The 13,102-nt window shown below is 50.6% G+C and carries 14 protein-coding genes; 9 read left to right on the top strand and 5 right to left on the bottom strand.

The window, feature by feature from the left end:
• Positions 1–146 precede the first annotated feature (146 nt).
• The 7 genes from plsX (at position 147) to F0P93_RS15210 (ending at position 6,960) form a co-directional block, all read left to right on the top strand.
• Positions 147–1,085 carry a phosphate acyltransferase PlsX gene (plsX, locus tag F0P93_RS15240; RefSeq protein ID WP_150877295.1) on the top strand — a complete coding sequence of 313 codons (939 nt, stop codon included), beginning with the start codon at positions 147–149 and terminating at the stop codon, positions 1,083–1,085.
• Between the two features lie 116 nt (positions 1,086–1,201).
• Positions 1,202–2,188, top strand: coding sequence for a beta-ketoacyl-ACP synthase III (locus F0P93_RS15235; RefSeq protein ID WP_150877293.1), 987 nt, complete (start codon positions 1,202–1,204; stop codon positions 2,186–2,188).
• A 144-nt stretch (positions 2,189–2,332) separates the two neighbouring features.
• Positions 2,333–2,896, top strand: a complete 564-nt coding sequence (gene efp, locus F0P93_RS15230) for an elongation factor P (protein WP_150877291.1) — start codon at positions 2,333–2,335, stop codon at positions 2,894–2,896.
• A gap of 91 nt (positions 2,897–2,987) precedes the next feature.
• Positions 2,988–3,458, top strand: a complete 471-nt coding sequence (gene accB, locus F0P93_RS15225; protein ID WP_150877289.1) for an acetyl-CoA carboxylase biotin carboxyl carrier protein — start codon at positions 2,988–2,990, stop codon at positions 3,456–3,458.
• A 113-nt stretch (positions 3,459–3,571) separates the two neighbouring features.
• Positions 3,572–4,915 (top strand): acetyl-CoA carboxylase biotin carboxylase subunit, encoded by a 1,344-nt coding sequence (gene accC, locus F0P93_RS15220; protein ID WP_150877287.1) that lies wholly within the window; start codon positions 3,572–3,574, stop codon positions 4,913–4,915.
• A 169-nt stretch (positions 4,916–5,084) separates the two neighbouring features.
• Positions 5,085–6,425: a xylose isomerase gene (gene xylA, locus F0P93_RS15215; RefSeq protein WP_150877285.1), complete on the top strand. Its 1,341-nt coding sequence runs from the start codon at positions 5,085–5,087 to the stop codon at positions 6,423–6,425.
• A gap of 76 nt (positions 6,426–6,501) precedes the next feature.
• Entirely contained in the window at positions 6,502–6,960 is a 459-nt protein-coding gene (locus F0P93_RS15210) for a nuclear transport factor 2 family protein (RefSeq protein ID WP_150877283.1), read from the top strand.
• Positions 6,961–7,059: 99 nt separating this feature from the next.
• Here F0P93_RS15210 and F0P93_RS15205 read toward each other — a convergent pair whose 3' ends face one another.
• The gene (locus F0P93_RS15205) at positions 7,060–7,881 is read right to left on the bottom strand and encodes an enoyl-CoA hydratase-related protein (protein WP_150877281.1); all 822 of its coding nucleotides are present in this window, start codon (positions 7,879–7,881) and stop codon (positions 7,060–7,062) included.
• Positions 7,882–8,004: 123 nt separating this feature from the next.
• On the opposite strand from F0P93_RS15205, the gene F0P93_RS15200 reads away from it, so the two are divergent.
• Both F0P93_RS15200 and F0P93_RS15195 read left to right on the top strand, forming a co-directional pair.
• Entirely contained in the window at positions 8,005–9,117 is a 1,113-nt protein-coding gene (locus F0P93_RS15200; RefSeq protein ID WP_150877279.1) for a T9SS type A sorting domain-containing protein, read from the top strand.
• 134 nt (positions 9,118–9,251) lie between these two features.
• A complete protein-coding gene (locus F0P93_RS15195; RefSeq protein WP_150877278.1) occupies positions 9,252–10,673 on the top strand; it encodes a sensor histidine kinase in 1,422 nt (473 codons plus the stop codon).
• 41 nt (positions 10,674–10,714) lie between these two features.
• On the opposite strand, the gene F0P93_RS15190 is transcribed toward F0P93_RS15195, so the two are convergent.
• The 4 genes from F0P93_RS15190 to accD are packed head-to-tail and all read right to left on the bottom strand — an operon-like array spanning position 10,715 to position 13,044.
• Positions 10,715–11,692 (bottom strand): radical SAM protein, encoded by a 978-nt coding sequence (locus tag F0P93_RS15190; RefSeq protein WP_150877276.1) that lies wholly within the window; start codon positions 11,690–11,692, stop codon positions 10,715–10,717.
• A 4-nt stretch (positions 11,693–11,696) separates the two neighbouring features.
• The gene (locus tag F0P93_RS15185) at positions 11,697–12,014 is read right to left on the bottom strand and encodes a DUF2442 domain-containing protein (protein ID WP_225309496.1); all 318 of its coding nucleotides are present in this window, start codon (positions 12,012–12,014) and stop codon (positions 11,697–11,699) included.
• Positions 11,962–12,177, bottom strand: a complete 216-nt coding sequence (locus F0P93_RS15180; RefSeq protein ID WP_225309507.1) for a DUF4160 domain-containing protein — start codon at positions 12,175–12,177, stop codon at positions 11,962–11,964. The genes F0P93_RS15185 and F0P93_RS15180 overlap by 53 nt, the downstream gene beginning before the upstream one ends.
• Before the next feature lie 24 nt (positions 12,178–12,201).
• Positions 12,202–13,044 (bottom strand): acetyl-CoA carboxylase, carboxyltransferase subunit beta, encoded by an 843-nt coding sequence (gene accD / locus F0P93_RS15175; RefSeq protein WP_150877274.1) that lies wholly within the window; start codon positions 13,042–13,044, stop codon positions 12,202–12,204.
• Positions 13,045–13,102: the final 58 nt, after the last annotated feature.

Genomic DNA, 13,102 nt, shown 5'->3' with positions numbered 1-13,102 from the left:
GTATCGAAAACCTCTTTTGCGAGGTTGGGGGTAAAAAGTATTTCACAGGAATCTGCACCGGATGAACGTGAAATACTTTTTTATTGCCGGGCAACTACTATTTTTACACGTTCGTTTACCAATTCAGCGCACCCAAACCTGGTTCAATGAGAATCGCAGTCGACGCTATGGGTGGCGATTTCGCTCCGGACGCAATTGTGGAAGGAGTCGTGATGGCCGCTAAAGAATTACCGAGTGACGTTACCATCGTATTGGTGGGCAAGCAACGGGTAATTGAAGACCTTCTTCGAAAATATAATTACGCAGGTTCCAGCGTGGAAATTGTCCATGCAGAAGATGTGGTTGAAATGGGAGAGCACCCCACCAAGGCACTCTCGCAAAAACCCAATTCCAGCATCGGAGTTGGGTTTAAACTTTTACGTGACAAGTTGGTCGACGCCTTTTGCAGTGCGGGCAATACCGGTGCCATGCACGTGGGAGCCCTGTTCAGCATCAAGGCAATCGAAGGGGTCATGCGGCCTGCCATTGCCGGTTTTGTTCCCCAGCTTAGTGGCGGTTTTGCCGTTATTGTCGATATTGGTGCCAACGCCGACTGCAAACCGGAAATGCTGCTGCAATTTGGCGAAATTGGCTCCATCTACGCTCAATACACGTTCGGGATTGCTAAACCCCGCGTGGCATTGATGAACATCGGTGAGGAAGAGCAAAAAGGATCGCTGATTGCCCAGGCCGCCTATCAGTTGCTGAAAGACAGCCGGAAAATCAATTTTGTCGGTAATATGGAAGGGGGCGATTTTTTCCGCGATAAAGCGGACGTGATCGTAACGGACGGTTTTACGGGCAACATCCTGTTCAAAATGGGCGAGTCGATTTATGAAATGACCAAAGAACTGGGCCTGAGCCACGAGTTTACGGACAAAACCAACTATGAATCGGTGGGTGGTAGTCCGATCGTGGGTGTTAATGGCAATGTCATTATTGCCCACGGGATCTCGTCGCCGTTGGCCATTAAAAATATGCTTAGTCTGGCAAAAAAGCAGGTAGAATCCAACGCTTATACGAAAATCGCACAGGCTTTAAGTTGAAATAAGACCGAAGAGTAAAGCCATGAGACAAAAGACATCAGCACCCTTGCGACCGATCGACTCTCTTGTTCCCTGTCTCTATTCTCTTGTCTGTAAAATTGATTGCACCCCCGAGTATGAACAGTAAAGCGGCAATTACGGGCGTATACGGCTATGTACCGGACTACATCCTGACCAACGCGGAGTTGGAGAAAATGGTGGATACCAGTGACGAATGGATCACCAGCCGCACCGGTATCAAAGAACGGCATATCTTGAAAGGTGAAGGCCTGGGCACGTCGCACATGGCGGCCAAAGCTGTGGAAGGCCTGCTGGCCAAAACCGGTACAAAACCGGCAGACATTGAACTGCTGATCTGTGCCACCACCACACCGGATTACGTTTTTCCGTCGACGGCCAACCTGATTTGTGATATGACTGGCATCCGGGCCGTCGGGAGCTTCGACATTCAGGCCGCCTGTTCGGGTTTTCTGTATGCGCTAACGATTGGTTCTCAGTTTATTGAAACCGGAAAATACAAGAAAGTGATTGTGGTGGGCGCCGATAAAATGTCGGCCATCGTCGATTATACCGATCGAACCACCTGCGTGTTGTTTGGCGATGGTGCCGGTGCGGTTTTGCTGGAACCCACTCCGGAAGACAACGGCATCATCGACTCCATCATTCGCTCCGACGGTTCCGGCCAGAATCATCTGGTTCAGAAAGCTGGCGGAAGCCGTTACCCACCCACCCACGAGACCATCGACAAACGCTGGCACTACGTCTACCAGGATGGCCCGTCGGTGTTTAAATTTGCGGTCAAGAATATGGCCGACGTCTCCGCCGAAATTATGGAACGGAACCACCTGAAAGGCAGCGATGTCGCCTGGCTGGTACCGCACCAGGCGAACAAACGCATCATTGAAGCCACCGCAAACCGCATGGGCCTGGGTATGGATCGGGTCATGCTCAATATTCATAAATACGGCAATACCACCGCAGCAACCATCCCGCTTTGCCTGTTCGACTACGAATCGCAGTTGAACAAGGGCGATAATTTGATTCTGGCCGCTTTTGGCGGAGGATTCACCTGGGGAGCGGTTTACCTGAAGTGGGCCATTTGATTATCTGAACCGCACGGGCGGCCCCGCGGGATTACACTGATTATACTGATTAACTATGATTCTTTTAGTCGTATTAGTCGCAAAAATAAGTGTAGTTTCTATTCAGATTAATCAGTACAATCAGTATAATCCTAGTTCAAAATCATGGCAACGACTGCAGATCTTCGGAACGGACTCGTTATTAATTTTAACCACGACCTGTTTCAAATTGTTGAATTCCAGCATGTTAAGCCCGGCAAAGGCGGAGCTTTCGTTCGTACGAAACTGAAGAGCCTGACGTCAGGGAAAGTTCTCGACAACACCTTCAACGCCGGCGTGACGATTTATCCGGTTCGGGTTGAACGCCGGAAATTTCAGTTTCTTTACAAAGATGAAGCCGGCTACAATTTTATGGACAATGAAACCTTCGACCAGATCAACCTGACGGATAAAATCGTCGATGGAGCTGATTTGATGAAAGAAGGACAGGAAGTTGAAATTCTGATCAATGCAGAAACCGATACGCCCTTAACCTGTGAATTGCCGCCCTTTGTGGAACTGGAAGTAACGTATGCCGAACCGGGAATCCGGGGCGATACGGCCAATAGCCCCAAAAAGAAAGTGGAAGTGGCTACCGGTGCCACCATCATGGTGCCGCTGTTTATTGAACAGGGCGATAAAATCCGGGTCGATACCCGAACCTACGATTACGTTGAACGAGTAAAATAAAAGGAATGATGAATGATGAACGATGAACGATGAATGGTTTCCAGTCTTTTCATTCATCGCTCATCATTCAGCGTTCATCATTTAGAAAAACATGGACACGAAAGACATTCAGAACCTTATTGATTTCATCGCCCAGTCGGGACTGGATGAGGTCAGTATTGAAACCAATGAGCTGAAACTGAACGTAAAACGCTACGGTCAGACCCCGGTTTCTTCGGCTCAGCCGGTTGCGCAACCGGTTGCGCAACAACCGGCTCCGGCTGCTCCACAGGCGGTTTCAACCCCTGCGCCCGCTCCGGCTCCCAAAGCAGAAACAGCCAACTACCTGACCATCAAATCGCCCATGATCGGAACTTTTTACCGGTCGGCGGGGCCTGATGCTGAGTCGTTTGTGGAAATAGGCGATGAGGTAAAACCGGGGAAAACGGTTTGCATCATCGAAGCCATGAAACTCTTCAACGAAATCGAGTCCGAAGTGGCGGGCCGGATTGTCAAAGTCCTGGTCGAAAACGCTACGCCGGTCGAATACGATCAACCGTTGTTCCTAGTCGAACCTATTTAATCAATGAGTGAATGAGCGAATGAGTGAATGAGTGAATAGCTTCGCAGAATGCAGGTAATTGGCGAAGCTATTCACTCATTCACTCATTCGCTCATTCACTCATTCAAAAATATATGTTCAAGAAAATCCTAATCGCCAATCGGGGCGAAATTGCGTTGCGGATCATCCGGACGTGCCGCGAGATGGGCATCAAGACGGTGGCAGTTTATTCAACCGCCGACCGCGATAGCCTCCATGTGCGGTTTGCCGACGAGGCCGTTTGCATCGGCCCTCCGCCGAGCCGCCAATCCTATCTGAATATTCCCAGTATTATTTCTGCCGCCGAAGTAACCAGTGCCGATGCCATTCATCCGGGCTACGGTTTTCTGTCTGAAAACGCGGAATTTTCGCAAATCTGCGCGGATTACGGCATCAAGTTCATTGGAGCGACGGCCGAGCAAATCAACGCGATGGGCGATAAGGCGACGGCCAAAGCCACCATGAGAGCCGCCGGTGTGCCGGTTATTCCGGGGTCGGAAGGGCTGCTGGAGTCGGTGGAAGAAGGCAAGCGGCTGGCGGTTGAAATCGGCTATCCGGTCATTGTGAAGGCAACCGCCGGGGGCGGTGGTCGCGGAATGCGGATCATCAAAAGCGAGCTGGACTTTGAAAAAGCCTGGCTCGACGCCAAGATGGAATCCGGTGCGGCCTTTGGCAACGACGGCCTGTATCTGGAGAAATTTGTGGAAGAACCCCGCCACATTGAAATCCAGATCGTTGGAGATCAGTACGGCAAAGTCTGCCACCTCTCGGAGCGGGATTGTTCCATTCAGCGTCGGCACCAGAAACTGGTCGAAGAAACGCCTTCGCCGGTGGTCAGTTCCGAACTGCGGGAACGGATGGGGGAAGCCGCCATCAAAGGCGCGTCGGCCATCGGGTATGAAGGTGCCGGAACCGTTGAGTTTCTGGTGGACAAACACGGCGATTTCTACTTTATGGAGATGAACACCCGGATTCAGGTGGAACACCCCATAACGGAAGAAGTGACTGATTTTGACCTGATTAAAGAGCAAATTAAAGTCGCTGCCGGAACGCCGATTTCCGGAAAAAACTATACCCCGAAAATTTACGCGATGGAATGCCGCATCAACGCGGAAGACCCCGCCAACGGTTTTCGGCCTTCACCGGGCAAAATCACGAACCTGCACTTTCCGGGCGGACACGGAATTCGGATCGACAGCCATGTCTACAGTGGCTACACCATTCCGCCGAACTACGACTCGATGATTGCCAAGCTGATCGTGTCGGGCCAATCGCGCGAGGAGGTCATCACCCGAATGAAGCGGGCGTTGCAGGAAGTGGTAATCGAAGGCATCAAAACCACTATTCCATTCCACATTAAGCTCATGGACGACCCCAAGTTCCAGTCGGGCCAGTTTACAACCTCGTTTTTGGAAGGATTTGATTTTAGCACCTTGTAATTACCTTCGGACTCAGATCCGTGGGTGCATGGGCCGGAAGTTGTCTCCAACTTCCGGCTTTTTTATGACTCATAGATCATTCCGGAGAGGATATTTTGCCTGCTACGTCCTTTCACTACGTAGTATCTTTTTCGGAGTAGAGTAGTATTCGTTTAAATCGTAAATAGCCATGTCAAAACTGAATCTTACCCTGGGCGACAAAACGTATTTTCCGTTCGTAAAGGAACCTATTCCGTACGAAGGCCGCGAATCGGATAATCCCCTGGCGTTTAAATGGTACGACCAAAACCGCACGATTCTGGGCAAACCAATGAATGAACTGTTCCGGTTTGCGGTTGCCTACTGGCATACGTTCTGTGGCACGGGTGCCGATCCCTTCGGGCCGGGCGTCAAGCAGTTTCCCTGGAGTACGAATGCCGATCCGCTGGGAGCTGCTTTTGACAAGATGGATGCTGCTTTTGAGTTCATCACGAAAATGGGGATGGAATACTATTGCTTTCACGATACGGATGTGGCACCGGAAGGCAGTTCCAATGCCGAATTTGAAAGCAACTTCCGGAAGATTGTCGATTACGCGAAACAGAAACAACAGGCCAGTGGTGTTCAGTTGCTGTGGGGAACGGCCAACCTGTTCTCGCACAGCCGCTACATGAATGGCGCATCGACCAACCCTGATTTTCACGTACTGGCCCACGGTGGCTGGCAGGTTAAGAATGCCATCGATGCCACGATTGAATTGGGAGGTTCGGGCTATACGTTCTGGGGAGGTCGTGAAGGCTACATGTCATTGCTGAATACCAACATGAAACGGGAGCAGGAACACCTCGCCCGCTTCCTGACAATGGCCCGCGATTATGCCCGCAAACAGGGGTTCAAAGGAGCGTTCTACATCGAACCCAAACCGATGGAACCCAGCAAACACCAGTACGACTTCGATGCCGCTACCGTGGCTGGTTTCCTGAATAAATACGGTTTGCAGGATGATTTTGAACTGAACGTCGAAACCAACCACGCAACCCTTGCCAGCCATACCTTCGCGCACGAGTTGCAGGTGGCCGCCGACAACAACATGCTCGGCAGTATCGACGCCAACCGGGGAGACTACCAGAATGGCTGGGATACCGACCAGTTTCCGATGGATCTGTATGAACTGACAGAAGCCATGCTGGTGATTCTGGAAGCGGGTGGTTTGAAATCGGGCGGGGTGAACTTCGACGCCAAAACCCGCCGGAACTCCACCGATCTGGACGATATTTTCATTGCGCACATTGGCGGGATGGATGCGTTTGCGCGGGCCGCTATTGTGGCTGAAACCATCCTGAGCAAATCGCCATACAAAAAACTCCGCGCCGACCGTTACGCCAGTTATGACAGTGGCGAAGGAGCCCGTTTCGAAAAAGGCGAACTGACGCTCGAAGATTTGCGCGAATTCGCCCTGGCCAACGGCGAACCGAAGCAGACCAGCGGCAAGCAGGAGTTCTATGAAATGATTCTGAATCAGTATATTTAGATTATTTATCCTGTCAGCGGCCAGAGGCCCTGACAGGGTAATGCTATTTAGTTATGCCCTTTAACTTCATCAACCTATGAAAACAAGTCTTCTCCTTCTTCTTGGTTTGTTTTCAGCCTCCGCTTTTGCGCAGTCTGACGACGAAAAGGGTATACGTGCTGCCATCACGCAACTGTTCGACGGTATGCGGAAGGCCGACACGACGCTCTTCAAAGCGGTTTTTGCCCCCACGGCATCGCTCCAGAGTATTGCGAAAAACAAAGAGGGCGTGATCAGTGTGCGGAGTGAATCGATTCCCAACTTCGTTACGTCGGTTGGCAAACAGAAACCGGGGGCACTCGACGAACGGCTTTCGGCCTATGACGTCAAGATCGACGCCGAACTGGCCATCGCCTGGACGCCGTACGTTTTTTACTTCAACGGCCAGAAAAGCCATTGTGGGGTCAATGTTTTCACGCTGGTAAAACTGAACGGTAGCTGGAAAATTCAGTCCATCATCGATACCCGACGACGGGAAGGCTGTCCGGATTTGTAAAGAGAATGATAAATAATAAATGCGTAATGCTAAATGCAAAAGTGGTTAGGCGCTTCTGAAACACTTTGGTATTTAATATTTATCATTTTACATTTAAAATTATTTTTCTTTCCCCCACTTCGGCAATCGCTTCTCCAAAAAAGCCACCATCCCTTCTTTCGCGTCGGCGGTTTGTTGAATCTGCTGGAACTGTTCCTGCAAAAAGGCCTGTTGCTGATCCGCAGACAGGTTTTTTAATTGCTGGAAGGCTCGTAAGCCAAACTGCATGGCGGTCGGCGAATACTGCTTTAGCTCATCGACTAACCCCTGAACAGCCCGATTCAACGCATTTACCGACACCACTTCCGTAACTAAACCCACTTCCCGGGCGTCGGCTGCCGACAGCGTCCGGGCGCGGAGGCACAGATCCAACGCCGTTCGGGCGGGCATGATGTCTAGCAGAACTGCCATGACCTGAAACGGAAACAGCCCGCGTTTTACTTCCGGTAAACTGAACGTAGCGGTATCGGCGGCCACAACGTGCGTACAGCCGCCCACCAGTAGAAAACCGCCGGCATACACGGCTCCCTGCACTTTGGCAATACACGGTTTATGCAGACCCGCCAGCAACTCACCCAGCCGCACCGGGCCGGAGGGTGGAGGAACGGTTTGCGCATTTGGCTCGCTGGACGACAGGCTTTTCAGATCCATACCGGCGCAGAACACATCGCCCGTAGCCGCCAACACCACCAGCCAGACGTCGTTTTCGAAGTGCGCGTAGGCCAGCGCAAAGGCCAGCTCGTTCAACAGCGTCGGGTTCAACGCATTTTTCTTCTCAGGGCGGTTGAGCGTCAGAGTCAGCACATGATCGTCCAGGTTCGTCAGCAAATGCTGAAACGGATGAGTTGAAAAACCGGCGATTTGCCCGGGCGTGTAAAGCATTCTGTATCAATCGTAAAAGGTCGTCAATAGTTGCCGGTTGTAATACTACGAAATTGCGTTCTCCGTTTCAAAATAAATGATTCCATTGCTGGTATTACCCTATCCTTCCTTATCCCCTCCTGTATGAAAAAGATCACTACTCTTTTGCTGTTTTTGAGCGCATTTCCCGTGTTCGGTACCCACCTGATCGGGGGCTATATTCAGGTTAAACGGGTTTCGGCTTCGCTTACCTTCGAGTTTTCGGTTCAGGTGTACATGGATGAAGTTTACGGCAAAACAGCTGTTGATCAAAGTGACCTGATTTTGTTTTGTACCGGCGACGGTTCCGGCAATTTAGAAATTCCGCGGTATTCCAGAACACGGCTTGAAAACGGGATTAGCTTAAATGTCTATAAAGTTACGCATACGTACAGCGGAACGGGCTCGGGAATGTATACGGTTTCCACACAACTTCGCAGTCGTTCTGAACTCAGCAATCTGCCCAATGCGCTCACTGTACCACTTTATCTGGAAACTACGTTTTCGGCAGCGGTCGTTAATAACCTTCCGGTTTTTCAGGGACCAGCCCTCAGTAGTCTGACGGTTCCGGTCAACCAAAAAGCCGTGTACAATTTTCAGGCAAAAGACGCCGATGGAGACAGTGTTGTGCATCATTTGATTCGGGTTCGGAACGGCGATTGTGGCAAAAGCAGTCAGGCGCTTCCCGACTACAGCTTTCCCAACGATATAACCCGAAAAGGAACCTTTAAAGTTGATGTAAAAACCGGGCAGGTGACCTGGGATGCACCCGCGCAGGTTGGGACTTACGACTTTGCCGTTGTGGCCGAAGAGTGGCGAAACGGCCAGCGGATCAGCTCAACACTCTTCGATCTGGTAACGCGGGTAATCGACCAATCCGGCGGCAATCCCGGTGCCATTCCAGCCTACGAACCGGTTCTGGAGCGTGGTTTACTGACGGCTTTGGAAAACCGCATCAACGACCGGGATTTATCCATTGTGGTTTACCCAAATCCCTCGCAAAGCCGTTTTCAGATTATCCTGAAAAACCATAAACCGACCACCGCAACGTTTCAATTGCTGGACAGTCAGGGGAGAATTATTCAGGAGATCGCTGAAAATAAGAAGGTTTCTGAACACCAGCAGGCCATCGGCAACGAGCAACTGGCTCCGGGATTGTATTTGATCCGGACGTTGGTGCGTGGGCGGGTGTATACGAACAAAGTAATCAAGCAATAACGGTCCTGTCCCGGATGAAATACGAGTCGTCCGGTAAAGAGTTTGTCCAGCAACCGCAGGAAAATTGCACTTTTGAGTAGGTAGGCTCTATATTACACTTTATTTTGATCCGTAGCTTTACTTATTCTCACTTCATGCATTTCACTACCTGGAACCTGCTGTTTACGGGTATGGTCAGTTCGATACTGCTGCTAAACCTGGTGCAGTGGAATATCTACCGGGAGCGTATCTACGGTTTTTATGCCTTATACATGCTGGCCTGGCTGGTTTATTTCAGCCTGCGGGTAGACGGTTTAAACGCGTCCCTTTCGACAAATGCCCAAAATTTTGTTCGTGCCACGGTCCCTATGCTGGCGTATGTGGTGTATTTCAGTTTTATTGATTCTTTGCTTCAACTCCGCCGGACTATTCCACGCTTGCTGTGGCTGTTTGACTGGACCCGATTCCTAATTCTGGGCTACGTTGTGCTGATTGGCGTGGTGTGTTTTGCCCATTGGAACGAACCGCTCTATACCAGTGCTCATGCTGTTATACGTCTGATTATCATTGGATTGGCTACTTACGCCATTCCGCAAATCAGTCGGTTGAAGGGCGTTGTACCGCGCTACCTGGCCTTGGGTTCCGGTCTGTTGCTGGCAGGCGCTGTTGCGTCCATGATCATGTCAACGGGGCAGGTTTATACAATAAATCCCAACTCGTTTTTGTTCGCTCCGCTAACCTATCTGGAATTTGGTATTATGGGGGAATTAACCTGCTTTACCTTATTGTTGGGCTATAGCCAGCGACAGGGGGCCATCAAGAGTGCCATTGTTGAACAGGAACTTGCCCGCGAACGCGAGCGGCACCAACGTGAACAGATCGAAGCGGAGTTGGTGGCCGAAAAATTACAGCAGCAGATTTCGGCTGTTCAGATAAAGGCGTTGCGGTCACAAATGAACCCACATTTTTTTTATAACTCACTGAACGCTATTCGGTTATTTGTTCTCCAAAATGACAGCGACAACGCTGATAAGTTTTTGGTGAAGTTCTCCCGGCTCATGCGACTCATTCTGGAGAATTCCCGGCAGGAGTGGGTGACCTTAGCCAGTGAGCTCGAACAGTTGCAGTTGTATTTAGAATTAGAGCAGCTCCGCTTCAGTAATAAATTTGACTTTTCGATTAGGACTGACCCTGCCCTGTTTCAAGATGCGGTGTCGATTCCGCCTATGATTATCCAGCCCTACATCGAGAATGCTATTCTGCACGGCATTGCCTATAAGAAAAGCCGGGGCAACATCACCGTTTGCATCCAGCCCAACCAGCATGGACTGGATTGCAGCATCGAAGATGATGGAGTGGGCCGTCAGAAGTCAGCTGAACTAAAGAGCAAAACCGTTTCCTCGCATACGAGTGTGGGACTAAAGGTAACCGAAGAACGGTTGCAGCTCATTCGCCAGCAAACCGGCCAACCAAGCCAGGTCGTCATTCTGGATAAGGTGGACGCCGAACAGAAGCCAACCGGTACGAAGGTAGAGATTCACTTACCCATCCAATCGGCAAGGCCTGAATCTGAGTAAGGCGCAAGACTTCAGTGACCCTTCAAGTCGACTCTATGACCTCAGAACAACTGCTTCCAGGTGCCCTTGATGCGGTTGTATTTCAAGGTGCTGGGGAGGGCTTTCCACCAGTACCGGTTCATTTCAACGGCAAAGGAAGGTTGCATGTAGCAATTGATGGCGCAGCCTTCACAACCCGGCAGCCGACCTTCCAGTGCAATCAGTTTCTGCACTTCATCAGAGCGATAGAGATCATACAGCTTGCCGTCGATGGGCAGGTCTTTCAGGCCGAGGTGGTAGCAAGGTAGAACCAATTTGTTTTCGGGGGAGATCACCAGGGTGGTGCTGCCTGCCAGACAAATCGGATCGTCGACATGGTTGCCGCCATCGCGCCGGAGTTGAATGAAGGCATCGTTGAGGTACACATTTTTCTGCTTGCCCCACCACGTCATTTCCTGCAAGGTTTTCTCCGAAAAACCGCCCCCGGTTTCAACGTCGTTGTATTCAAAAACCGGGTTCAGAATTAGCACCAGATCATTGGGGAGACAAATTTCTTCGTGTAGCTGCTTGATCTGGTGAACGTTGTGTTCAAAAACCGTAAACAGAATATCCGGCCGTTCGCCCAATTGTTTTGCAATGGCGATGGATTCCATCACTTTGTCGAAACACTTGACGCCCCGCGATTTGTCGTGTTCTTCCGCAATCGGCGAATCCAGCGAAAAATGCAGCATATCGACCAGCCCGTGCAGCCGTTCGGCATATTTGGGGTAGAGCAGCCCGTTGGTCGTAATGGTTGTAATGAGCCCCAGGTTTTTGGCTTCGCGGAGCAGGTCGTTCAGTTGGCGGTGCAGCAGGGGTTCGCCCCCCGTAAAATCGATCACCCGGACGCCCAGCCGTTTCAAATCCCGCAGGTTGTCGCGCACGTTCTCCTGCGTCACGTAGGGCGAGGGACGCTCCCAAATGTCGCAGAAACTACAGGTCGCGTTGCAGCGATAGGTGATGTAGTAATTGCAGAGAACGGGATGGGAGACTAGGCGCATGTACTTAGAATGTTGGTTGAAGATTGTAGAGCAACATTCCTTCCGCCGATAAATCTTCGTCAATTTCCTCCCAGTGAACGCCATAACCGCCTGCAATCAGACGCCAGTTTTGCCGTTGGCTATCGCTGGCTTTTTTGAGTCTGGGAAACCAGCTAAGCGGACTTCCAATCGTTTTTCCGTCCGTAAGGTCAAAATAGACCTTTTCGCTATCGAACCAGACAGAATTTACTTTCAGACTCCTTAATAAGGTTGCGGTATCCATACGAGCTTCAACTAAAATAGCTTTTCCACTTTGCAATGAATTCCTGTTGTCGTTCAGCAATGATCGCTTCGGCTCTTTTTAAATCTTTATTTTTCATCCCCTCATTCTTCACAAGAGAGACCGGAATCAAATTAAATTTTGCTGCCGAGTCTCCCTTTTCAACATGAACGTGTAAAGGCTCATGTTCGTTGCTGAAAAAGAAAAACCGAACACCATCCTGAATCTAAACAGTAGGCATACCGAAGAGCTACTGCAACATTTTAAACAACCCGGTCAGCTTGTCTTTCAGATCTTTCCGATCGACGATGAAATCCAGAAAACCGTGTTCCAGCACGAACTCGGCACTCTGGAACCCTTCGGGCAGGTTTTTTCCAATGGTTTCGCGAATGACGCGTGGCCCGGCAAAACCGATCAGTGCTCCCGGTTCGGCAATGTTGAAATCGCCCAGCATTGCAAAGGACGCCGTCACACCGCCGGTGGTTGGGTCGGTCAGCAGGGAAACGTACGGTATTTTCTCGTTCGACAACAGCGCCAGTTTGGCCGAGGTTTTGGCCATTTGCATCAGCGAATAACCGGCTTCCATCATCCGCGCCCCGCCCGATTTCGAAATCATTACGAACGGTGTCCGGGTTTTGATCGAATGGTCGATGGCCCGGGCAATTTTTTCGCCCACCACCGATCCCATCGAACCACCGATGAAATTAAAGTCCATACAGGCCACCGTAACCTCCAGTTCGTTCATCTGCCCGTAGGCCGACCGAACGGCATCTTTTAGCTGCGTTTTGTTGATGGTCGCTTTCACGCGTTCCGGATACGGCTTCGTGTCGACAAACTTCAGCGGATCACCCGAGGTCATGTTCGCATCCAGTTCCGTGAACACACCGTCATCGAACAGGATGGAGAAATAGGCATCCGAACCGATTTTCTCGTGGTAGTTGCAGTGTACGCAGGTATAGGCATTCAGCTTATGTTCCCGCGAATGCATAATTTTCTTGCAATTCGGGCATTGGTACCACAAGCCATCCGGCGCTTCGCGCTTCTCTTCGGTTGGCGTGTTGATACCTTTTTCTTTACGGATAAACCACGACATAGGGGGTCAGTCTCCAGTTAACAGTTCGCAATCAATAACTTTGCTTTTCAGGCAGGGG

This window comes from Larkinella humicola (assembly GCF_008727875.1).
Lineage (GTDB): Bacteria > Bacteroidota > Bacteroidia > Cytophagales > Spirosomataceae > Larkinella > Larkinella humicola.
The sequence above is the reverse complement of the archived record's forward strand: the minus strand, read 5'-3'. Positions and strand labels throughout refer to the sequence as shown.